Raw genomic sequence first — 22,070 nt, 5'->3', positions numbered from 1 at the left:
TTCTGGAGGGTATAATGTCGGGGAGCAAGACGGAGAAACCCACCCCCAAAAAGAAAAGAGAGGCCGCCGAGAAAGGTCAATCTTTTAAGAGCAAAGATCTTATTATCTCCTGCCTGATTCTTTTTGGCGTGCAATATTTGGTGAGCTTTACCGGAGCTGTAGACCTTATGGTGCTGTGGCGCCGGGTTATTGAAAATGGATTTACCAGTGACACCGAGGGTTACGCCAGAGTCGTTTTATGGTCAGGTGTAAAAATATTTCTGCCTTTCTTTTTACTCTGCGTAGCGGCCTCGGCTTTACCAGCATTGCTGCAAACGGGGTTCAAACTTGCAAGCAAGGCGCTAAAAATAAATTTTTCGGCACTCAACCCGGTTAATGGTTTTAAGAAACTCTTTAGTCTGCGCACGTTGAAAGATGTTGTCAAAACGCTCCTTTTTCTGACGAGTTTTATTACTGCGGCAATTATGTTCTGGGATGGAAATAAGCTGCTGGTATTTTCTCAGGTAAATGCCGGAGTAGAGCATGTTTTCCCGATATGGGGGCAGCTCTTTAGTTCTCTGGTTTATTTATGCCTGTGTTGCGCGCTGTTGGTTTTGGTTCTTGATGCACTAGCCGAATACTTTTTGCATATTAAAGATCTGAAGATGGATAAGCAGGAAGTCAAACGTGAGCATAAAGAGCAGGATGGCGATCCGGAAATAAAATCAAAACGCAAAGAGCTTCATATGGAGCTGCTTTCCGAGCAGGTTAAATCGGATATCGAGAACTCCAAAGTTATCGTCGCTAACCCTACGCATATTGCCGTAGGGATCTACATCAACATGGACGTTGTAGGCATTCCTTTTATCTCCGTTCTGGAAACCAACCAGCGGGCGCTGGCGGTGCGTGCCTATGCTGAAAAAGTTGGCGTTCCGGTAGTCGAGAACGTCAGGCTTGCTCGCAAAATATTCAAAACACATCGCCGCTATTCATTTGTAAGTATTGATGATCTTGATGATGTTATCGAGGTTCTCATATGGCTAGAACAGGTCGAAAATGCCTGGATGAATGAGCATCAACGGCCGCCCGAAGAGAAGTAAGAATGAGCGTTCTTTATGTGAACGTTTGGAATCCACATGTTTAAATATTGTCATCTGAATGAACGGTGACGCTGCCAAAGAGTGAGATATGGATATAATGAAAGGTAATATCACTGAACAAGAAGCCGAATTGATTATGAGCGCCACCATGGAACATGGTGCGACATTACGTGAAATTCATGGCATCCCTGATGATACCATGGAAAATATTTATGCTCATGCATATCAGTATTATAAGGAGGGCCGACTCGATGAAGCAGAAAGCTTCTTTAACTTCCTGTGCATGTATGATTTAAAAAACCCAGATTATTTCATCGGTTTGGGGGCGGTTAACCAATTAAAAAAGAATTACCACAAAGCCTGTGATTTTTATGCGCTGGCCTACGTTATGGCCGAGGATAATTTTAATCCAGTGTTTTATTCCGGGCAATGTCAGCTATTAATGGGCAATGTAGTAAAAGCCTTACAGTGCTTTGATATTATTTGCCAGAGATGTACAGACCAGTCTCTGGTTAATAAAGCTAAAATTTATATGGATACTATTCGCCAAAATCGCAGTGAAACCGTTGCGGATGAAAATGCTGAAACGCCGGATGAGGCCGTCTAGTTTAAAGTGATTATAATAAATCGATAATATAATAAGGACTATAATATGGATTTGAGTTCTGCAAAATCAGCTCAAACTGCCGTGTTGAACGCTACGATAAAGTCTAATGTGTCATTGACCAATGCAGCTTCCAGCAAAACGCATATTTCTGTGGTCAAAGGTTCACAGTTAAATGCGCTGGCGCAGCAAAGGAGCCAGGATGAAATAGCGAATGGCATTTCTGAAGAATTTAGCCGCAGTCTTGAGATGGATAGCGACAGACCATCACTTCGTGAGCCAACCAACGGCCTGACTAATAAATCACAGGTTTTATTGGCGATGCTCCGCTATCAGTCGCTCAGCAACACCATGGACTCGCATCAGTTGGCGAATGCTGCGGCAAATTTTGCAGCCCAGTCAGAGTCGACCATACAGGCGGCGAACGAGATGTCCGCCGAGCTGGATGAGCTGCAAAGTGAGTTTGATGCTCAGGGCAAGGTCATCGACTCGGCAAAAGGCGACGAAGAGGCAGCTAATTCAGAGTGGAAGAGCGCCGGAGACAAGTTAGAGAGCGCTAAAAATGCGCTGGATAACCTGCTCAAGGATCCTAATGCCAGTGAAGAGGATATCGCTAAAGCTAAAGCCGACGTTGCCACAGCGACTACGGCTTATGACAAGGCTCAGGAGAACCTGACCGCGGCGAAGAACAAGACCAAAGATGCTATCGATGAAGGGCAGAAAATCCTCGATAAGCTAAATGCTAAAACCGCAGAGCTGAATAAAAAATATGCCAACGTAGTTCTGCCCGGCAGCGCTTCAGTCAGCACGGCGGCCGAACAGTCGGAGAAGGCGCTATCGCGCACGGCCGTGATGATTATGCTGATTTCCGAGTTCATCAAAAATATGGATGAAGTAGCCAGCGAAAAGCTGAAGAGCGATTTAGAAGTGAACCGCATTCAGACCAAAGCGCGGCAGGCAGAAATGAAGCGCAAGTCTGATGAGTATATAGAGCAGACACGCAAAGCCGAAGATACGCAGAAAATGGCCGACTGCATCGGCAAAATTCTCGGTGGGTTAGCGATTGCCCTGGGGGCTATTACCACTATCTTCGGCGGGGCCGGCACTACGCTGATGGCGATTGGTATTGCTCTGATGGTACTGGACCCCATTCTTGAGGCCACCACGGGTAAATCGCTCACCGGCATGATTATGGATCCATTAATGGAACATGTGCTGATGCCATTAATGAATTTCCTCGGGGATATTGTTACCAAAATATTTGACTATACGCCGCTGGGTCTGCTGCTGAAGGAGATCGATAAAGCTACCGGCGCGAACATGATGGACACCATTCATATGGCCGTCACCGCTGCGGTCGCCATCGCCGCCATTGTCGTTGTGGCCCTGGTCGCCAAGAGTGCCGCAAAATTCTTAATCAAGAAAATGGCTAAGGCCGTTGTTCAGACGATTAAAAAAGCGATTAAGCAGGTGATTGACAAAATCATTCCACAAATTATTAAGGGAATCGCGAAGCAGGCTTCGGCAATGATGAAGCAGATGGTTCGGCAAATTGAGAAGGTCTCTGCGAAGATGACTAAAAATATTACCGGACTGGTTAAAGAGAGCGACTCTGCGGTTATGAATAACCTCAGGAAAATTAATCTTAATCATTTGAATATGGCACGGGTAGGGATTTCTACCTCAAATTCATTTGTTCAGTCAGGCATGAGTATGAATGTTGCGAATATTCAGCTAGAGGCCACGAAGACTTTAGCCGAATTTCAGATGGCAAATACCGATATAAAAATCCTGCGTGACCTGCTGGATACCATTATTAGCCGTTTTAAATCGGATCAGGGGCAGGTTCAGTCTATTGGCCAGATGCTCTCCGATACGCTACAAAGCCAAAGTGCCGCGGGTCATTTTGTTACTCGAAACATGAAGGCTTGATTAGCCTCTATTATAAAGGAAAAAATATGTCCTCCATTCCAGCAAATGGCGTAACTGCCTATCAGGCACCGTTAAAATCGTTAAGCAATGAAGATTATGTCGATCAGGCGAGCGTTAATTCAGCCAAAAATCGCGCCGTTAGCGACGGTAATAGTATTCCGGTATTTGCCGACTCGGCGGTAAAAAGCGTAATTACCGCTGCTGTTTTAAAGGAAATTGCTCCGGATATTCCGAAGGGTAAAATTGAGGCTGACCCGGTAAACTTTTCAAAACAGGTTGAGCAACTGCATTCATCGTTTGCTAATTTGTCGACCGACCAGGTAACGAAAGCGTATACCGAAGCAGGGAAAGAGCTCGCCGTGCTGGCGCAAAAAAGTGGTTTTGATATTACCACTATCGCCAATGGCTTTAGCGGCCGTGCCGCGGCTATTTTGCAAACCATAAGCGTTGCCGCTCAGGAAGCACAGAATATTATGCGCGAGCAGGCCAGCGCAAATAACATTATTGCGCGCCAACTAGGGGAGTCCAGCGCTAAAAAGACCGTGGAAGCGGGCGTGGCAAATAAAAACATGATGGATAAGCAGGCGGGGATCAGCATGGCCGCCAGCGGCCTCTCCGCGGGGGTGCAGGCTAAAGGCTTAAACAACGCCAATAAGGCGATTAAGGTTCACGGCACTAAAGAGGTTAATTTAAACCGCAGCGCGGATAATCTTGCCGCTAAAGCCGCTCCGGGTAAACGCGTTGGCCTGGGTAAAGAGAGCACCTCGGATGTCGATCTCCTGAAAAAGCAGCCTAATAACCTGCGCCATGATGCCAAAATCGAAACCATGCAGCAGCAAATGCGCGCTAATGATGCCATGAGAATGCAGATGCACGGCCAGATGCTGGGCCAGGGCGGGCAAAGTATTGCCGCGCTGTCATCTTCCAGCGGCCACGTTGAGAAAGCGAATGCAGATGCTAAAGCCCAGATGGATAAAACGGATGAGAATATTTTTGCCGCTCGTAAAGATTCTGATGAACGCGAGCAGCAGTCTATCGCTCGCTTTAAAACCGAGCTGCTGCAGCTGCTGGCTCAGCTACTGACCAACCGCTCAAACGCCGTCAGCTCAATGACCAATAATATTAAAGGCTAACAACCAACTTAGCGATGAGAGATGCCTCCTGCTTCAGGAGGCTTAGCGGGGGAAAAATGAATATTTCTAATAATTATTTAAAAAGTATTACCAGCAGCCATCAGTTTTATTCAGTAAACGATACAAAAAATACGTCATCTGGTCCCACTGAATATGCAGATGCCGGTATGAAAACTATTAAAAGTGGTGCGGCAGGGGCTTCTGCTACGGCACGTTTTCTTAACAAACCCATCCAGAGCGTGATGGCGGACAAGAATAAATTAACGCATTTGCTTAAAACAGGGCAGGCTGCGGCGTTCAGCGCAGAGCTGGGCGCGATTAAGGCGCGTACTGCGCTGGTTGGCCGTGAAGTTGCTGCGCGCATGGACGTGCTGCGCAGCAGCGGCGAGCCTGAAATGGCCGCCTCCCTTCCGCTGCCGGCGGACCAGCGTACTCCTGCAGGCCCGGCTATTGATATGAGCGTGTTTTTACAAAACCTCGGCTTGTTAAGTCCGGACGTTCAATTAGATGGAGCGGAGCAGAATAATTCCCTGTTCGAGGGGTTAAAAAATGCGGCCGGCGGCGGCTCCGGGCCAACTTCCAGCAAGGATATTTGTGAGTCCGTTGCGGATGCCATTGGTGATATGGGCAGCGACTATCTCGACGTTTTCCAGCAGGCGGTTGAGAAATATGCCGCATTTTATAGCGACTTGTCTGATTTTTTGTCAAAACTTAAAGGTTTTATTTCCGCCGGAGGTGAGGGTTATACCCATCTTGATGTCCAAAAGTTTTATGATGCTATTGATGCCCTTATAAGTAAATATGACGGCACAGACGCACAAAGGTTATATCCAGTAGAAGGATCGGCAAGTAAAGAAGAGTGCGAGGCCTGGTGCAGAGAAATGGGGCTTGACCCGGAAAAGTGTATTAGTAGTGGAACGGGTGAGACTGGATATTCTGTCAAAATAGATTTGAGCCCATTATATGAAATGAAGAAGTCAGTAGCCTATACAGGTAAAGATGGAGATGGCAACTATGTCATGGCGTTGAACTCTGCCCAATGGACGGCCTGGCAGGCGGGTATGGATATGCAGAAGGACAAAATCCAAACCGGGATGCAAACCTTAACCCAGAAGTATTCCAATGCGAACTCTACCTTCGATAATTTAGTTAAGGTATTGAGCAGCACTATCTCGTCCTTACTGGACTGCGATAAAGGTTTCTTAACTATTTAACAGGAGGTTAAAATGGGCGGCGGAATTTCTGGGGTTGGCAGCGTTAATTATACCTTTGCCAGGCAAAATGAACCTGCTAATAAAACGGTTATCGGAGATAATCTTAGCGGGATTAAAAATATCGATGATCTTCCTGGCCGCCTGAGTATTAAGCAGGCATCGGTCACTGATATCCTTTCATTTATCAGTTCTGATAAAATGCAGTGGCGCGAAAATTGCACCGTTAAGGTTGTCAATAATGATGAAACATCGGTTATAAATGCTGCCCCGCAGCGTGCGGAAGAAACAAATGCAGGCGAAGCCGCGAGCGTTTCGGCCGATGCTTCATTTAAACAAGGAATAAACAAAGCGCTGCATGAGCTTCCATCCGACGAGGAGTTTATCTCTCAAAAGCAGCATGATGCCAGAGAAGACCTGATTGCCAGCCATAAAGAAGCAAATAATAAAACTGAAGAAAAGAAGTTTCAAAAATTCATCAGTATGATCACCCACTTCTCGGGCCAGGAGGAGCATCGGGCTGTCAGGTGCGTTAACGACTTTTTGATGATCCGCAAAGAGGTGAAGGACAGCCTGCAGCCGGAAGACAGCGCAAAGAGAAGTGAGCTTGATAAGCTGACCAGTAAATTTATATCTATCGTTTCTAAAAATGGCCTGGGAATTGATTCCCTTGCCGCCGGGTCGATGAAATCCAGCGAATCTAAGCTGAACAAATTTCGCAGCGTTTGCAATCGGCTGGTTGGGTTGAGCCGAGCCGAAAACGGAAGATCTGATTTAACTTTTAATCACCAAATTTCCGATAAAATTGCTACTGCGATATTTAATTCCGGTTTATCCGCAGAGCAGCAAAAGCAGGTTCTGGATAAGAGCAGCGATCTGTTTCGCGCCTCTCAGGCTGAGCATAAGGATATGCATAGCAGCATTTCCGGCGCGCCGCTGTCACCTTTTGAACAGGTTCAGAACAGGCTTCATCATGAGTCGATTATTTTCGATCTGCTGAATCATCGCCTTGCAGAAATGGCTGATAATGCGCCAGCCGCAGATGGCAAAAAGCAGGATGGCCCGGCAGCCGGGCCTGGGGCTCCCGCTCAGCCTGGCCAGACAATTTATAATGTCACCATCGATAATTCTATCCATGCCAATATCAATGGCGGCATGAATGCCAGCGAACCAGCTAAAGCCGATAATGACGTCAATTTTGACAAAACACCGGTAAACGACCATTTAACTCAAACTGATGGTGCTTCACCTCATCATAGCCAGCATGTTCAGACAGAGACTGAGCATAACGCTGCGACAGGCACTCAGGCGGGTGAGGGGCTCAATCCACCGGTTACCGAAGAACCTTTCACCAGGCAGTTTGCAAAGGTAAATACCGCCACAATTCCTTCAGTTCCGGCGCAAGAGCCAGGAGCGGAAGTTACACCTGACGATGAGACACAGCAGCCGCAGCCGGTTGTACAGCCAGCCGTGGAGCCCAGGGTAAATTCGGCGATGAAAGACTCCTGGACGGAGCCTCAGGCAGCATCGCCAGCCCCTGCCCCATATTCTCAGCCATCAACAGCCGGGTCCGACGTTCAGGCGCAGCCGGTAAAAGCGGACAAGGCAACCTCCGCAGGAAGTGAACAGGCTATGGGCGTTAAGCCTGAGATGCGCACTGCGGGTCAGCAAACGGCGAAGGCGGTAAAACACCCAACGGTTGATGCCAGCACCAGCTACTTCGGTAGCCCGGGTTCGTCCGGGGCGCGTTCAACGCCGTCGGATGCGGGGCGTAATAAAGCCAGCGGTAATTCCGGCGTGGGCGTCGGGCGCGGGGCGCAGACGGTTGGCTTATCCTCTCAGCCATCAACAGCCGGGTCCGACGTTCAGGCGCAGCCGGTAAAAGCGGACAAAGCAACCTTCGCAGGAAGTGAACAGGCTATGGGCGTTAAGCCTGAGATGCGCACTGCTGGTCAGCAAACGGCGAAGGCGGTAAAACACCCTACGGTTGATGCCAGCACCAGCTACTTCGGTAGCCCGGGTTCGTCCGGGGCGCGTTCAACGCCGTTGGATGCGGGGCGTAATAAAGCCAGCGGTAATTCTGACGTGGGCGTCGGGCGTGGGGCGCAGACGCCGGGAGCATCAGCTCAAGCGGCAACCAACGCAGGGCCGGCTGTTGCAGGTAATCGAGCCTTTGCTCAGGCAAATTCAACGTCCCAGAAAAATATCTCCAAAGAGACAGTGCAGGCTAGCATACGCACGGAAGCTGTCTCACGGTCTTCCACACTCTCGGCTACGGTAACGCAGCAGGCAACACGCGATGCCGGAGCATCGAATAAGCAGTCAGCTAAATATCCTCCGGTGGAGACGACAAATAGCTATTTTGGTAGCCCTGGCTCATCCGGTGCTCGTTCCGTACCGTCAGATTCTGTTCGCGAAAAAGGGAAAGCCGGTATTGGGCGAGAAACGCAAACAGTAGGTGTGGAGTCAGCGAAGGTTGCTGTTCAAACTCAGGGGGATATTCAGGGGCGGAAATCCGCTGTGGAACAACGTGCCGCCGATGATCGAGGGATGAAAGCGGGAGCCCAGACCCATATTGGGCAACATGCAATGATGCAGGCTTCACCTCTGATTAATTCCGCTCAGGTGCATGCAACGGTACAAAAGGCTACGGCGGAAACAGTGGTGGGCAACGTCCAGCGTAACGCTGTAAAGCCTGAGGCAGGTGCGCAAAGTGTGGCAGGGGCGAAGAATCAGCCAGCGAAAAAACATCCTCCGGTAAACATGAGTAGAAGTTATTTGGGTAGCCCTGGCTCGTCCGGTGCGCGTGCCGTTCCCTCCGATTTTGCTGGCGTGAATAATCCCGTGCGGGGCGGAGCAGCCGGTCGGGCAGCGCCAGATAAAAATGCCGCAATCCCAAAGCAGTCGGTTGATTTACAAAACACGGCTAAGGCAGCAAGCCAGCACGGTGCTGAGGCGAGAGCACATACAGCCCCTCAAAACCTCAGGCATCAGCCAGCGAAAAAACATCCGCCGGTGGGAGCGACCAATGGTTATTTAGGTGGCCCGGGCTCTTCCGCCGCGCCTAGCGTGCCTTCCAGTTTTGCGCGTGATCGTAAGGCGTCGGAGCCAAAAGTGGCGGGTTCAGGAGCTAACAGTGAGAGTGCTGATGCTTCTTTTGCACGAGAGTCCCGCCAGTCGGTTAATTCGCAAAATGTCAGTAACACCGTAAGCCAGCGGCCTGCCACGGGTCATAAAATGGTTGGTGCTACGCAAGGACAGAGGGTTGTTGCACAGAATAATAGCGATCTAAAATTCCAAAAAGATGGCGTACAGGGTGGCCAGGCTAATAAAGGCCCACGTGCGCAGACTTACATGGATCGCCAAAATCAGGGCTATATTGGCAGCCGTGGTTCGGCTCAGGCTACGCCATTCTTTAACGGCCCAGCAAATAAAAAATAACTAAGGTATTCCCCCTTCGGGGGGAATGAATAACGAGAATGATGACTCAGTATAATATTGTTAGCGCGGTTAACGAAATAGTCGCATCAACGCTGAACTGCTCTATTCACGGTGTGCAACCAGAAAAACATCTCTGTTATGACTTGCTGGCTGATTCATTGGCATTGCTCGATATATCTCTGGCGCTGGAAGATAAATTTAAAATTGAATATAAGGAGGAGTTTCTTGCTGAAACGGAATATGTTAAAGACCTGTATTCTATAGTCGGCAAAGCGCTGTCCACCAGCCAGCAGTTATCATGAGTAATGAATGGTTATGGTTCTTGTAACGTAAGTTTTTTATAAAAAGCAACGACACATATTCCACGCGTAGAGTGGCTACTTCTGAAACGATAAAAAGTAAAAAATGTAAGTCTTAAAAATAATTTTCGGAGAGCTATTTATGATTTTTGCAATCTGATAGAGTACGACATCGTTAGTCGCGTTATACCCGATGAGGGTGAACTTAAACGCTTGCAACCCCTAAAAATTTATCCTGCTAAGGATGTTTTTAACGTGGCATTTATTTTCCTCCCATTTTTTTCTCTCATTTACCCGTTAATATTGTTTCTGCTGCAAATAATGATGGGAAAGTGATGGCAAAAAGAAGATATCTGAACCAGAAAGTGGTCTCTTGTCGGTGTTTGTGATTGATAGGATATATACATTTAAAAATGTCTAACTGATTTTAATTTAATCTCAAATCTGCAATTGCTTTCCTCCTGTTATCTGCACAGGTTGCCTATCATTTTTTCATTGTAATTGAATCAGGATGTCCCGTGCCGCTCATTGTATCCTGTCTCCAGGGTTGATGGATTATTGTATTCATCCTTGATTACAAGGGCATGTGCTTCGTTATGTTAGAAGAAAGAGAAAACGGTGGACCCGGGAAACAGCTGGTCGTTCGCCTGTTAAATGGAATGTTACGCGGATGTGAGTTTACCCTTGTATCGGGAAAAACACTCTTCATCATTAGTGATGAACAGGCTATTCGTCAGCAGCATCATGGAACGCTTTTACCGGAAAATACTATTTATATTCCGGCAAAAGAGAATGGTTCAAATTTTGAAGTTCTGGTGCCAGAGGATGACGGCGAGCCGGTTATCTTGAGAGAGATTCAGGATGATGCTACGCCGGAAAGCGTTTTTCCGGCTAACCAGATTGTGGCCGTCGGAGGGCAAAAGCTAGCCTGGCGAGAGGCGGACGGCAGTTTTTCAGATGAAATTCTATTCTATTCGAACGATAAACTTAACGAAGCCAAAAAAAATACCGTCGAACCTCTGAGTAGAGCCCCCAAAAAGCAGTGGTGGAAAGCTCTGGTTGCTCTGGGAATTGTGGGGTGCATCTCTTTCGCCGGGTACACATGGCTGACTGAAACACAGCGGCAAATAACCTCCGTGGCTGATTTTTTGAATAAGTCGTCAGATAGCTATCAGATTGTGTACGGCAATGACAAAATTATTTACGTGCTTGCAGACGATGATAAATCGGCTCAATGGGCGATTCAATCCATGGTCCGTATTCCACAGCCTTATCGCACAAAGGTGCTGACCTTAGGGGCCGAAGAGCAACGGCTCGGCAAGTGGATTGAGAGTAGCTGGCCTCAGGTGAAATTTCATCGAATAAGACTTGCAGATGTTAAACATCCGGTACTCGAAATAAGCGCTGAGCGCACCAGATTAAGCGATGTGGAAAGAGATAGGTTTATTGCCGCATTGATCAAAAATGTTGCTTATGCCAACAGCATCGCCATTTCTGAGATTTCTGATAAAAAAATAAAATTACTCGCTGCTGACGGCCTGAAAAAAATGGCTCTGTCGTTTACCGAAATCAATAACGGAAATAGCGTAACTTTTGTTATTCGTGGAGCCATTGAAGATGGCGAACTGGAAAGATTGAAAGAGTTTATTACTCGCTACTATCAGGCTTGGGGGGGGGAGTACGTGCAATTCGCCCTCGAGCTAAAAAATGACTGGCTGAAAGGCAAGTCGTATAAGTATGGAACACAGGGATATGTGAAATTATCACCTGGCCATTGGTATTTCCCGAGAAGCTTACAAAAGGAGTTATAACATGAGTTCGCCAGTAGATAGCCCAAGGGCAACGGCCTATGTCTGGGACGGTTATTTGTCCCATACATCCAAAACGTTTGACGAGGGGGTGACTGAATTAAATAATGAGTTAACAGATGCTTTAACTGAGTTAACTAAAGATCCATCCAACCCACAGCTGTTGGCTCAATATCAGTCTCGCCTTTCGGAATATACGCTTTACCGAAATGCGCAATCTAACGTTGTGAAGGTTTATAAGGACGTTGCTTCCGCAATTATTACTAACTTCCGCTAATGGATTATTAAGAGAAAGACTATGAGTATAGCTTTGAATTCTATTCAGGCATTCACCGGTCAGGCATCGGATATTACAATGTCTGATCCTACGTCACTGTCGCTGGAGGAGCGTATGATTCAGGCATACGCAAAAACATCTACGACGGTTCAGGCTGAACAGGCTGACGTTATTAATAAGCTTCAGCAGGCAAGAGTCACCTCCGATCCGGCTGAGTTATTCCGGCTACAGCAAAGAACCTCTGATTATAATTTGCACGTTTCAATGATCAGTACCCTGACCCGTAAAGGCGTCAGTGCTGTAGAGACTTTACTGCGTTCCTGATGATGAAAAAATTATATCTTGTTCTGCCGTTAATGATTCTGCTGCTTACGGGTTGTAAGCAGGAACAGCTGCTGAAAGGCCTTGATCAAAGCCAGGCGAACGAGGTTATTGCGCTGTTGCAGCGCAATAACATTTCGGCTGACAAAAAAGATTCTGAAAAAGAAGGGTTTAGCGTTTCTGTCGATCCGAAGGACTTTGCCGCAGCCGTTGATCTCATGTCGACATATGGCTTGCCTCGGGCGCCAAAAATGGAGATCGCGCAGATGTTCCCGGCCGACTCTCTGGTCTCTTCCCCGCGTGCCGAAAAAGCGCGTTTATATTCTGGAATAGAGCAACGTCTTGCTCAGTCATTGCTGTCAATACGTGGCGTTGTCTCCGCTCGGGTGCATGTCAGCTACGATTTTGATGCCGGTGAGGGGGAGCGAAACAAAAAGCCAGTTCATTTGTCATCGCTGCTTAATTATGACGAGCGCATTGTGGATCCGTCGCTTCTGATTGGTGATGTGAAAAGGTTTCTAAAAAACAGCTTTGATAATATTGATTACGATAATATCTCCGTTGTGCTTTCTAAAACTGAAGACGTACAGCGTGTTCCACCCGTTGTAGCACCTGATAAATCATTCTCGGTAACGTCGTTGTTGCTGATCGTAGGTCTGTTATTTGCCAGCGCTCTTCTTTTCATTTTGTTCTTCAAAAAAAATGGCCATTCTCTGAAAGAGACAATGCGGCGGCGCCCGATTTTTCATAAAAATGAACGAAGCGGCGGAGGTGCCATAACAGGTGACGATGTGCCGGATAAATCGGATTTAGAGCCTGAAAAGGGTCATTCAGATGCGGAACCGGGTGCCGATTTCAAAGGCTCTAATGATGCACGCTGACGTAAAATATATTATTTACGATCCTATTTCATGGATCCATCCAAAGCGTTTTTTACTCCCCAAAAAGCTGGCTACAGCAAGATGTCGCAGCATTATCAACGATATTATTTTGCATCAGTATGGGCTTTCAACGGGAGATCTCGATTTATCGAATAGCAAAGAAAACTATCTCGCCCACCACTGGGCGATACTGGCTAAAGCTGCTTTTATGGCAGCCTGCCACAGGTATCGTTCCGCTCTTGCTTATAATGGCTTAATGTTCAAACTTGATCCTCTGACTTTTCAATTCACGCAGTGCGAATTAACAGGCTCAAGGGATGATTTTAGAGGGGATATTACTTGGGGATGTTTGCGCTTCCTTGCGTATCGGGAATTAATGACCTTTAGTTCTGATGTTTCATTATTAATGAAAGAACGCATTCCTCTTTTATTTGAAAAGCAGGCTGAGGTGAATATGTCGGATAGTTTTATTTTGCAGCAGAATGACAATGAAATATTGGTAAGGATGGCCATTCAATATGCCAAAAGAAATAACTAATATAGCACCTCATAAGGCACTCGAAAACGTGCTCATCCCTTCCAAAACGTTGAAGAAAATCAGGGAGGGCGACGGGTTGCTCAGGCAGGCGAAAAGCAGGGCTAAACAGCTTATTAAGCAGGCCGCGCAGGAAAGCGATAATATTCAAAAAGAAGCTTATCGTGTCGGTTATGAACGTGGTTTGTTGATGTCTATCGATTCTGTTTGCCAATTTATTGATAATAATTCGAGTTACGCCCATGAGCTTTATCTTAAGGTTCAGAAGGATATTAAAATTTTATTGTCAGACATCCTTGATGAGGAAGCCGTTATTCTCAACGTGCTGGAGCAATGGGTTGATGAACTTGATAAAGATGATAAAAATTCTCCAGTCTGTATTCTAATGCCCTATGCGAATCGCCGATTCCGAACGGGCTTGTCTCGTGTGGTGGAAAGTAAGCATACCGGTTCGGTGGTTTTTGAATATCACCACGAACCGCGTTTTGTTTTTAAATATAAAGAACGGCTTGCCGAATTTTTCCCAGAGGAATTTATCTATTCTAGCGTCGAGACATTAACCGGAGGAATAGATTTTTATCCAGACCATCAAAAAATATCTGAGCAGGCCATACAGCATCTCCATGAACAACTTTCCCTTCGTTATCCGCAATGTGATCAAACAATGCGTGATACTCAACATCATGAGGAGTAATACCATGAATATAGATAGCTCTGCATTCACCGCCCGTCAATCGAATGAGCTGAATGCGCATGAAAAGATAAAGACGCTTGATGAGATGGCCTCTAAAGAAGCGAGTCCACCTAATTTCGGCTTTACTATTATGTATGAAGAATGGAAGCAAAATATCCTGTTATCAAATGGAATCAAAGATGATGAAAATGCCGACTGGTAAGCTTTTGGCCTTACTATTGTTGCCTGTCCCGGCGCTTATCTCCGGGTGTCAGTCTCCGGGTAAATCTCTTTCAGGAAAGGGAGCGGCAGACCTCCAGCAGGTGCAATGTGAAAGTGATATGAGGTTTATTGCGGCTGACTTGCCCGCTCAACTCTACCAAAGAATGAATAATTGTATTAAATCGCGGGAGTGGGGCGATGCAACCTTTCTCTATGCCCTGGCAGGAAGTAAAACCTGGTATGATGCGATGCGGGTGGACAGTCAATTTGCGCATGCGCGGCACAGCAGGTTACTCAAAGAAAGTATCGATTCACTTAGCAGCCAACAAAAAAAGACATTTTGGGATAATGTGCAGCTAAAAATGAACGATGGCCAAAAAAGAGATGAACTATGTCAAAGGGTAAAGGAGGCCGGAACGCCTGAATACCGGCCTGACTACATGTTTATTGATCCTTTCAATGCCGCCGATTTTAATTTTTCCAATAGGGTCAGCTGGGAGCAGGCGGTCAATCGCTATCTGGAGTGTTAACTTACAGTTTTAAATCAAACTGCCTGATTTCAGGAAAAATGCCATAATGCCTGGCGCCATTACAGCAGTGATGTTGCGCCATCGCGGTATTCCAACCCAATCCATCACCTTCCTCCCTCCGCTATTCTACCAGCAGTATTGCTTGTTAATTATTTCTACAGCAATCACTCTGACAATTATTTTCCCGTTGCCATAATTAGTTATTCTCAACGTCTCTTTATGAGCGTATTATTTAATACTGTAAGATTAACATTTAATTCAAAGGTATTATAAATAAATTGCACTACCTCGCCTCAGCATTTTATGCTGATAAAAGCGGATAGCTAATCGCTTCTTACAATATTATGCTCTAAACTGATTGCCGTAAATGCGCAAAATTCAGCCTGAAATATATTATTAATTCATTAATTTTCTTTACTTTCAAATGCTTAAAATTTGTTTTGGACGTCAATTTGACTAACTTGACGGACATTTTTTTGATGAAAAACTAGGCCTCGCTTAACCGCATCCTTAGTAGTTTTTTGGAAAATGATTATGCCCGGCGTTATTGGCATATTTGCCATGTTTGCCTCCTGGCCGTATATATTAATCGATTGAGCTTTCTCAATGTTTTAAAATGATGTTTGTAACTTATTAAGTGATCTAACCTCATTTGTTTTTGTAAAGGGAATTACATATTATGAATGTCATCTACTACAAATTTGAGAGTTTTTGTTTCAGGCAGGGGCGATTGATCTGCGATCACAAGGGGGAAGTCGAGCTGGCCCCTAAAGAAAGCGCGGTTCTTCATCTGCTGCTGGAGCGAGCCAATAGCATGATCTCCAAAGAGGAGATTATTAGTAAAGTCTGGAAGGGCGGAATTGTTTCTGATGAGTCTCTTACCCGCTGTATTTATGTTCTTCGCAGAGTACTCGGGCAAACGGATAAAAAGCGTTTTATTAAAACCATTTACGGCAAAGGCTATCGACTGCTTTCATCCGTTAAGATGTTCACCGATTCAGAAAGTCAAAAGACCGGGTCGTTAGAACCCAGCGCGACGTTCAGTGGCGCTGAATTAACCGAAAACTGTAGTCTTGCGCTATTCCCATTTGATATGAAAAACAAAATAGCTTCGGCATTTTTGCAAGATCAATTAGTTGAGTGGCTTCAGCGTGTAAAGATAAATAATGATATTCCAATCGAGATCGTTTCATCCTCAATCACTCGGGCATTCCAGGATTATAGTGATTTCTTGCTGGCCATCGAAAAGTCAAAAGCTGATTATTACATTACCGGATCCGAAATTAGCCATAATGGGCAGTCCATTATTCGGGTTGAACTAGTACGTTCGAAGGATCACTCCGTGCTTTATCGCGAAGGCATGCGGCTCCACGATGACAATCACTATAACTATCGTGCTCTGTGCCGTATCATTTCTTCCTTACTCTCTAATATTTCAAAGGATATTGCCGAGTATATACGCGCTGAAATTGCCGACTCGTCGCTCGCTCCGGTGTTCTGTCACAATCAATGCAATTCCACGTCGGAACTTCGGTGCGAGTTTGTATCTTATTGCCATAAACACGGGAAAACTGCTGCGGAAGTTGAATCGGAAAAGCATTTAGGGGTGTTCTCTGCTTTGCCGATCTGCGATCTTCTTCACTAGGCTGCGCTTAGCTCTTTCCCTGCGCAGTTAACGGCACCTGCAAGAATCCTTACTCGAGAACCAGTCAAAATGTGGACACAAAAAAGCCCGCACAACTTGCGTCATGCGGGCTTTCAGGACTTCATATTAGGCTCTGGTGACCATCAACAAAGAATTTTGGTGGAGCTGGGGGGATTTGAACCCCCGTCCGAAATTTCTACATCCTCGGTACTACATGCTTAGTCAGTCTTTACATTCGCCGGGCAACTGCGGACAGACACGCCATTACCAGACTATCCTGATTAGTTTTAATGCTTCAACCCCAGGCAAGGCATCCACACGATCTCTTTTGGGTTTGACCTCTCTTTGATCCCCGTCTTAAGAGCGGAAGCTAGGGAGAGAGGGCTCTTAGCAGGTTATTAAGCTGCTAAAGCGTAGTTTTCGTCGTTTGCGACTATTTTTTTGCGGCTTTTTACGAGGCCAACCGCCCCTCGGCATGCACCTTGGGTTTCGCAAATCCCGTCGAATCCAGAATCAGCCCCAATGTGTTGAAACGGAGTATAACAGATTTATCACCGCGCTGACCAGCCGTACACAGAGAATTCCCGCTGTACGCAAGTTGTACAAAAAGTCTTAAGCGACAGCGGGATAGGCGGTTAATTAACGCTCGCGCAGCGCCTCCCGGGCACGATTGAACGGCTTAATCAGGTACTCAATGATAGTTTTCTGCCCGGTTTTAATATCCACGGTCGCCACCATGCCCGGAGAAATGGAGAAGTGGCGGCCAATTTTGTTCACCAGATAATCCTGGTTGGTGCGGATAAACACCCGGTAGTAAACAATTTCTGGCTTCACTTTGTCCTGAATCGTGTCCGGGGAGATGGTCTCCACCACGCCTTCAAGACCGCCGTAAATGGCGTAATCGTAGGCTGTGATTTTCACCAGCGCGCGCTGGCCTGGGTGAATAAAGGCGATGTCGCGAGGTGAAAGCCGCGCCTCGATCAAAAGGTGGTCGTCCACCGGCACAATTTCCATCATCTCACCGTTCGGTGGAATAACGCCGCCGATGGTGGTGACCTGGATATTTTTCACGATGCCGCGTACCGGTGAGCGCACCGTCATGCGGGTTACCGAGTCTTCGCGGCCCTTAATGATAGAGGCCAGCATATCTACTTCGGCATTGGCTTTAGACAGCGCCTCGCGCGCCTGAACGTAATACTGTGAGCGCAGGTCGGTGATCCTTAAGCCCAGGTCGCTTTTCTGCCGCTGTAGGCGCAGCACTTCTACGTGGCTCGCTGCGCCGCTTTTTACCAGCCGTTGGGTGATATCCAGCTCTTTGTTGACCGATACCAACGCATCCCGCAGTTCGGCCTCTGAGTCGTTTAGCTGCGCCCGCCGGGTTTTAAACAAACGGGTTTCGGAAGCGATGAGATCCGGCCATGCTTTTAGCGAGTCGGGAAACTTAAGTGTCGCATCGTTAACCTCTGCATAGAGCCTGGCGCTTGAGGCCAGAGAGGCACGGTAGCGGGCCGCACTCTCGCCCACGTTGGACTCTGATCTTGTAGGATCAAGACGAGCGACTATCTGTCCGGCCTGCACTTTGTCTCCTTCATGCACCAACAGTTCGGTGACGATCCCGCCGTCCAGTGACTGGAGGATCTGCTCGCGGGAGCTGGGCACGACTTTCCCGGTGCCTGTCGAGACTTCATCCAGGGTGCCGAACCACGCCCAGACGCCAAACAGAATAAACAGCAGCGTGATGAGCAGGATGATGCGGCTTGCTCCGGAGAATTCGCTTTCGCGCTGGATGTCCGGGTCATCCATGGTGACGTCATGCTGACTGGTTTTCATTGTTCCACTCCCGCGGTGGTGTCTGGGCGGCGGCCGGTGACGTAGTCGGAACCGGTCTTGCTGTACCGAGTGCCTGAGCCTTCGGCGCATCCATCACGAGCTGGCCATCTTTTAGCACCAGCACTCGCTCCACCAGTTCAAGCACCGGCACGCGGTGGGTGGCAACAACCAGCGTGCGGTGGCCGAGCCACTGGTTCAGGCGCTGAATAAACTCTCTTTCAGTATGATCGTCCAGCGAGGCGGTAGGCTCGTCGAGCAGCACGATGTTGGGCGATCTCAGCAGCATGCGAGCCAGCAGGACTGACTGCCGTTGCCCTCCGGAAAGTCCGCTGCCGCCTTCCATTATTGGATGATCCAATCCCTTCGGCAGATGCTTCACGAAGTTGCTTGCGCCGCTGACTTCCAGCACTTCGAAGATAGCGTCGTCGCTGGCGTGTGGTGCGCCGAGGGTGAGGTTTTCCCGCAGCGTGCCGTAGAACAATCTGGCATTCTGGCTCAGGAACCCAATATTGCGGCGCAGATCCGCCATGTCGATTTGCGACATAGCGAGATCGTCGAGCCGGGCTTCGCCGCTTGCCAGATCTACGCCTCCGGCTAGCGCCTGGAGCAGAGTAGATTTGCCCGCGCCGTTGCGCCCGAGCACGGCAATGCGCTCGCCGCGCTGGATCTCCAGGCGGGCAATGCGTAGCGGAATGCGCGGATCTTCGCTGTGGTATTTGAATTGGGCACTTTCAAACAGATAGTGACCGTGGAAAATATCCTTGTGGATGAGGTTTTCATCACGCTGGGTTTCCACCGGCAGTTGCATAATGCTGTCCAGCCCCTGCTTGGCGGCTTTGACCTGCTGCCAGCGTGCGAGCACACCGCAGAGGTTTGCCATCGGGGCAATCATCCTTGAGGCCAGCATCGAAGCGGCGACCATAGCACCTGTGGTCATTTCGCCCTCAATAACCAGCGGCGCGCCGAACAAAATCACCACCACAAACACCAGACTTTGGATAGTCATGCCCCAGCTGATTAAGCCCTGGGTCAGTTCGCGGGTTTTCAGGCCAGACTCGGCAGTAATGCGGATATAGCTGTTCCATTGTTGCAGGAAGCGATTTTCCGCTTGCATCAGCTTGATGTCCTCCAGCCCCTGCACGCTTTCCACCAGTACCGCATTACGCAGGGTGGATTCATGGGCTGCCTGGTTGGCGAGCGTTGCCAGCTTTTTCTGTAGCAGCAGACCGGGGAGCACCATCAGGACCGCCGCTACCGGGGCTATCCACGCCAGCTGCGGGGCGATGATCGCCAGCACGACCACAAACAGCAGAAAGAAAGGCAGATCGACAATGGTGGAGATGGTCGAGGAGGTGATCATCTCGCGGATCTGCTCCAGCTCTCGCAGCTGTGAAATAAAGCTGCCGGTGGAGCGGGGAACCGCGCTGTTGCGTAGCCGCAGGGCGTGGCTGAATACGCGATCGGAAATGCGCATATCGGCTCGCTTGCCCAACACGTCCATAATATTGCTGCGAGTGACTTTGAGGATAAAGCCGAACACTACGGCGATCAGCACGCCGGTTGCCAGCACATAAAGCGTCGGGAACGACTGGGCGGGAATGACCCGATCGTAAACCTGCATCGAGAACAAAATGCCCGCCAGTGAAAGTACGTTCACCCAGAAGGCTGCGAGCATCACCGGGCCGTAGGGGCGAACGTCGAGCATAATAAGCTCTTTCATCCAGTCGGGGCTGAAGCGTGAGATGTAGGCGTCAACCCGGCTGTCTTTCAGGGCCGAGAGCGGGCGTAGGGCGGCAACAAAACGGATTTCAGGCAGCAGTTTGCTAAGCGACTGTCGGTTGGTGTGGCGTTCGTCGTCGAAGTAGCAGATATCCACCGTATCTACACCGTCAAACTGTTCGATCACCGCGATCTGGCCGCTGGCTAAGTTCACTACTACCGGCAGCCGCCACTGGGCAATCGCCTTTTCGGTGTTGCCGAGCAGGTGGAAGGATAGACCGGCCTGGCGTGAAAGCTGCGTCAGGGCTGGAACCATTGTCTTATCTTTAAACCACGGGGCGTTGGCCTGAATGGTGCCGGGCGAGCAAACCACCCGGTAATGCCCGGCAACGTGGCTGATGGCATGAGCCCATTGGGTTAGTGCCTGTTCGCTTAAAAACTCCCCGGCGGGAGGGGCTGTCTGGCTCATGGCTGGATCTCCAGTGACTGGATGTTGCGGTGTTCCAGACCAAATGCGTTACGCATTCTGCCGGTGTTGTACAGGCAGTTAAGCTGCAATTGATGGAGCTGGCTCAGCGTTTGTTGCTGGGCGAAGCGCGCCTGGTAGACTTCCTGCTCGGCGTTGAGCACATCCAGCAGCGGACGCGAGCCCAGGTCGAGATACTGCTGCTGATACAACTCGCGGGTACGGGCGCTTAGCTGCTCCTGGCGCTGCAAGACCTGGAGCGCGGTGACCAGGCTAAGTGCCTGGCTGCGGGACTCCATCAGTTTTTGGCGCACGTCGAGGCGAACTCTGTCTACGCCGGATTGCGCCGCCTCAAGCGCGTGGCTTGCGGCGTTGCGTCTTGCGGTCAGGCCGCCGCCCTGGTAAATCGGCATTTCAACGCGGATATACGCCGAGTATTGCGTGCGATCCAGAACTTCGCTGCCGGAGTAGTTCTTGTTCAGATAGTGCTGAACGGAGGGTTCCAGCGAGATGGTTGGCGTCATCTGCGAATTGGCGTAGTCAAGGTTTGCCTGGGCGACATTTGACTGGGCCCAGGCCGCGAGAACGGCAGGCACCAGGCGGTCATCAGGCTTCGCTACATCGCAGCTGTTGTTCAGCTTTTTCGGGAAGTCGGGGCTGATCTTGTTGAGGCTGGTCCAGCCGAGCTGGCTCATCAGCGTTGCTTGAGTGCTGTCGAGGTTGGACTGGTACTGAATCAGCTGCGAACGGGCGGACTCGATACGCGCATCGGTCTGCACCACGTCGGACATCGAGGTTGCTCCTTCATCGTTGCGCTGCTGGGTCAGGCGGCCAATCGCCGAGAGCGCATCCAGCTGCTCTTTGGCTATGTCGACCATCTGCTGCCAGAGTTGCACCTGCACCATCGCCACGGCGGTGTCGTGCCCGACGGTATCGATACTCACCAGCACGTTGGCCTGAGCCTGAGCTTCCCCGGCGGTTTCGGCGCGTACCTGGCTTGCCACTTTGCCAAAGTCATACAGCATCTGGGACAGTGAAAGCACCAGCGATGGGCTGTATCCGCTGTTGCTGTAGGTGTTGGTGTAGCCGTTATTCATTCCGGCGCTGATCTGCGGGTAGTATTTGGATTTCGCGACGTTAATTTGTTCGGACTGGCCGTAAAGTTTGCCTATTGCTTCACGAATGCTGGGGTGCCAGGTGACGGAGCGGTTGACCGCATCGTTAAGCGTTAAAGTTCCGGGCGCAGGGGCATTCAGCGGGAGGGCGGTTGAGCCATCGAGTGAGGGCAGCTCTTGTTGCTGAGCGAGGCCCTGAGTCGTAATAGAAGCAGGTGTATCGTCGGCCCAGGCCTGGAGTGAAAACAGACCACAAGCCAGCCATAACGCAACAGGCTGTATTTTTCCCATGTTTTTTCCCTAATAAATGGCACTGCGTTTCTGTCTTATTCCCCGGGCGTCTGCGCGC

General features: G+C 48.9%; 19 protein-coding genes and 1 other RNA gene. 16 read left to right on the top strand and 4 right to left on the bottom strand.

Annotated elements, in window-relative coordinates; translation table 11 throughout:
- Positions 1-14 precede the first annotated feature (14 nt).
- The 16 genes from HMPREF0201_RS16585 (at position 15) to HMPREF0201_RS16510 (ending at position 16,591) form a co-directional block, all read left to right on the top strand.
- Positions 15-1,079: an EscU/YscU/HrcU family type III secretion system export apparatus switch protein gene (locus HMPREF0201_RS16585; protein WP_016537920.1), complete on the top strand. Its 1,065-nt coding sequence runs from the start codon at positions 15-17 to the stop codon at positions 1,077-1,079.
- 88 nt (positions 1,080-1,167) lie between these two features.
- On the top strand, positions 1,168-1,686 hold the full coding sequence (gene sicA / locus HMPREF0201_RS16580) for a type III secretion system translocator chaperone SicA (protein WP_016537919.1): 519 nt from the start codon (positions 1,168-1,170) through the stop codon (positions 1,684-1,686).
- A gap of 45 nt (positions 1,687-1,731) precedes the next feature.
- Positions 1,732-3,615, top strand: coding sequence for a type III secretion system translocon subunit SseC family protein (sctE, locus tag HMPREF0201_RS16575; protein WP_016537918.1), 1,884 nt, complete (start codon positions 1,732-1,734; stop codon positions 3,613-3,615).
- A gap of 26 nt (positions 3,616-3,641) precedes the next feature.
- Positions 3,642-4,748, top strand: coding sequence for a hypothetical protein (locus tag HMPREF0201_RS16570; protein ID WP_016537917.1), 1,107 nt, complete (start codon positions 3,642-3,644; stop codon positions 4,746-4,748).
- A gap of 56 nt (positions 4,749-4,804) precedes the next feature.
- Complete coding sequence (locus tag HMPREF0201_RS22920) at positions 4,805-5,962, top strand: IpaD/SipD/SspD family type III secretion system needle tip protein (protein ID WP_055696374.1); 1,158 nt, start codon at positions 4,805-4,807, stop codon at positions 5,960-5,962.
- A 12-nt stretch (positions 5,963-5,974) separates the two neighbouring features.
- A complete protein-coding gene (locus HMPREF0201_RS16560; RefSeq protein WP_016537915.1) occupies positions 5,975-9,400 on the top strand; it encodes a TrwC relaxase in 3,426 nt (1,141 codons plus the stop codon).
- Between the two features lie 38 nt (positions 9,401-9,438).
- Entirely contained in the window at positions 9,439-9,702 is a 264-nt protein-coding gene (locus HMPREF0201_RS16555; RefSeq protein WP_016537914.1) for a phosphopantetheine-binding protein, read from the top strand.
- A 593-nt stretch (positions 9,703-10,295) separates the two neighbouring features.
- Positions 10,296-11,510 (top strand): PrgH/EprH family type III secretion apparatus protein, encoded by a 1,215-nt coding sequence (locus HMPREF0201_RS16550; RefSeq protein ID WP_160160641.1) that lies wholly within the window; start codon positions 10,296-10,298, stop codon positions 11,508-11,510.
- Position 11,511: 1 nt separating this feature from the next.
- On the top strand, positions 11,512-11,784 hold the full coding sequence (locus HMPREF0201_RS16545; protein WP_016537910.1) for a type III secretion system needle complex protein: 273 nt from the start codon (positions 11,512-11,514) through the stop codon (positions 11,782-11,784).
- A 21-nt stretch (positions 11,785-11,805) separates the two neighbouring features.
- Entirely contained in the window at positions 11,806-12,108 is a 303-nt protein-coding gene (sctI, locus tag HMPREF0201_RS16540) for a type III secretion system inner rod subunit SctI (protein WP_016537909.1), read from the top strand.
- Positions 12,108-12,986, top strand: a complete 879-nt coding sequence (locus tag HMPREF0201_RS16535) for an EscJ/YscJ/HrcJ family type III secretion inner membrane ring protein (RefSeq protein WP_016537908.1) — start codon at positions 12,108-12,110, stop codon at positions 12,984-12,986. The genes sctI and HMPREF0201_RS16535 overlap by 1 nt, the downstream gene beginning before the upstream one ends.
- A complete protein-coding gene (locus HMPREF0201_RS16530) occupies positions 12,973-13,524 on the top strand; it encodes a putative type III secretion apparatus protein OrgA/MxiK (RefSeq protein ID WP_016537907.1) in 552 nt (183 codons plus the stop codon). Before HMPREF0201_RS16535 ends, HMPREF0201_RS16530 begins: the two co-directional genes overlap by 14 nt.
- Positions 13,505-14,215, top strand: coding sequence for a hypothetical protein (locus tag HMPREF0201_RS16525; RefSeq protein WP_016537906.1), 711 nt, complete (start codon positions 13,505-13,507; stop codon positions 14,213-14,215). Before HMPREF0201_RS16530 ends, HMPREF0201_RS16525 begins: the two co-directional genes overlap by 20 nt.
- 4 nt (positions 14,216-14,219) lie before the next feature.
- Positions 14,220-14,417: a hypothetical protein gene (locus tag HMPREF0201_RS16520; RefSeq protein WP_039898704.1), complete on the top strand. Its 198-nt coding sequence runs from the start codon at positions 14,220-14,222 to the stop codon at positions 14,415-14,417.
- Positions 14,395-14,946, top strand: coding sequence for a hypothetical protein (locus HMPREF0201_RS16515; protein WP_039898702.1), 552 nt, complete (start codon positions 14,395-14,397; stop codon positions 14,944-14,946). The genes HMPREF0201_RS16520 and HMPREF0201_RS16515 overlap by 23 nt, the downstream gene beginning before the upstream one ends.
- A 679-nt stretch (positions 14,947-15,625) precedes the next feature.
- On the top strand, positions 15,626-16,591 hold the full coding sequence (locus HMPREF0201_RS16510) for a winged helix-turn-helix domain-containing protein (RefSeq protein WP_016537902.1): 966 nt from the start codon (positions 15,626-15,628) through the stop codon (positions 16,589-16,591).
- Between the two features lie 157 nt (positions 16,592-16,748).
- On the opposite strand, the gene ssrA is transcribed toward HMPREF0201_RS16510, so the two are convergent.
- From ssrA to HMPREF0201_RS16495, 4 genes are all read right to left on the bottom strand, one after another.
- Positions 16,749-17,112: a transfer-messenger RNA gene (ssrA, locus tag HMPREF0201_RS22675) on the bottom strand.
- Between the two features lie 118 nt (positions 17,113-17,230).
- Positions 17,231-18,394: a beta-barrel domain-containing protein gene (locus HMPREF0201_RS16505; protein WP_115586380.1), complete on the bottom strand. Its 1,164-nt coding sequence runs from the start codon at positions 18,392-18,394 to the stop codon at positions 17,231-17,233.
- Positions 18,395-18,401: 7 nt separating this feature from the next.
- A complete protein-coding gene (locus HMPREF0201_RS16500) occupies positions 18,402-20,609 on the bottom strand; it encodes a type I secretion system permease/ATPase (RefSeq protein WP_016537900.1) in 2,208 nt (735 codons plus the stop codon).
- Positions 20,606-22,012 carry a TolC family outer membrane protein gene (locus HMPREF0201_RS16495; protein ID WP_016537899.1) on the bottom strand — a complete coding sequence of 469 codons (1,407 nt, stop codon included), beginning with the start codon at positions 22,010-22,012 and terminating at the stop codon, positions 20,606-20,608. Before HMPREF0201_RS16495 ends, HMPREF0201_RS16500 begins: the two co-directional genes overlap by 4 nt.
- Positions 22,013-22,070 lie beyond the last annotated feature (58 nt).

This window comes from Cedecea davisae DSM 4568 (genome assembly GCF_000412335.2).
In the GTDB taxonomy this organism is placed as follows: domain Bacteria; phylum Pseudomonadota; class Gammaproteobacteria; order Enterobacterales; family Enterobacteriaceae; genus Cedecea; species Cedecea davisae.
Note: the sequence above shows the minus strand (reverse complement) of the source record. Positions and strands in the feature narration are given on the sequence as shown.

Excerpts from the sequence above, each read along its gene's own strand:
- HMPREF0201_RS16585 (WP_016537920.1), top strand. The coding sequence starts at position 15 with ATGTCGGGGAGCAAGACGGAGAAACCCACCCCCAAAAAGAAAAGAGAG.
- sicA (WP_016537919.1), top strand. The coding sequence starts at position 1,168 with ATGGATATAATGAAAGGTAATATCACTGAACAAGAAGCCGAATTGATT.
- sctE (WP_016537918.1), top strand. The coding sequence starts at position 1,732 with ATGGATTTGAGTTCTGCAAAATCAGCTCAAACTGCCGTGTTGAACGCT.
- HMPREF0201_RS16570 (WP_016537917.1), top strand. The coding sequence starts at position 3,642 with ATGTCCTCCATTCCAGCAAATGGCGTAACTGCCTATCAGGCACCGTTA.
- HMPREF0201_RS22920 (WP_055696374.1), top strand. The coding sequence starts at position 4,805 with ATGAATATTTCTAATAATTATTTAAAAAGTATTACCAGCAGCCATCAG.
- HMPREF0201_RS16560 (WP_016537915.1), top strand. The coding sequence starts at position 5,975 with ATGGGCGGCGGAATTTCTGGGGTTGGCAGCGTTAATTATACCTTTGCC.
- HMPREF0201_RS16555 (WP_016537914.1), top strand. The coding sequence starts at position 9,439 with ATGATGACTCAGTATAATATTGTTAGCGCGGTTAACGAAATAGTCGCA.
- HMPREF0201_RS16550 (WP_160160641.1), top strand. The coding sequence starts at position 10,296 with ATGTTAGAAGAAAGAGAAAACGGTGGACCCGGGAAACAGCTGGTCGTT.
- HMPREF0201_RS16545 (WP_016537910.1), top strand. The coding sequence starts at position 11,512 with ATGAGTTCGCCAGTAGATAGCCCAAGGGCAACGGCCTATGTCTGGGAC.
- sctI (WP_016537909.1), top strand. The coding sequence starts at position 11,806 with ATGAGTATAGCTTTGAATTCTATTCAGGCATTCACCGGTCAGGCATCG.
- HMPREF0201_RS16535 (WP_016537908.1), top strand. The coding sequence starts at position 12,108 with ATGATGAAAAAATTATATCTTGTTCTGCCGTTAATGATTCTGCTGCTT.
- HMPREF0201_RS16530 (WP_016537907.1), top strand. The coding sequence starts at position 12,973 with ATGATGCACGCTGACGTAAAATATATTATTTACGATCCTATTTCATGG.
- HMPREF0201_RS16525 (WP_016537906.1), top strand. The coding sequence starts at position 13,505 with ATGCCAAAAGAAATAACTAATATAGCACCTCATAAGGCACTCGAAAAC.
- HMPREF0201_RS16520 (WP_039898704.1), top strand. The coding sequence starts at position 14,220 with ATGAATATAGATAGCTCTGCATTCACCGCCCGTCAATCGAATGAGCTG.
- HMPREF0201_RS16515 (WP_039898702.1), top strand. The coding sequence starts at position 14,395 with ATGATGAAAATGCCGACTGGTAAGCTTTTGGCCTTACTATTGTTGCCT.
- HMPREF0201_RS16510 (WP_016537902.1), top strand. The coding sequence starts at position 15,626 with ATGAATGTCATCTACTACAAATTTGAGAGTTTTTGTTTCAGGCAGGGG.
- HMPREF0201_RS16505 (WP_115586380.1), bottom strand. The coding sequence starts at position 18,394 with ATGGATGACCCGGACATCCAGCGCGAAAGCGAATTCTCCGGAGCAAGC.
- HMPREF0201_RS16500 (WP_016537900.1), bottom strand. The coding sequence starts at position 20,609 with ATGAGCCAGACAGCCCCTCCCGCCGGGGAGTTTTTAAGCGAACAGGCA.
- HMPREF0201_RS16495 (WP_016537899.1), bottom strand. The coding sequence starts at position 22,012 with ATGGGAAAAATACAGCCTGTTGCGTTATGGCTGGCTTGTGGTCTGTTT.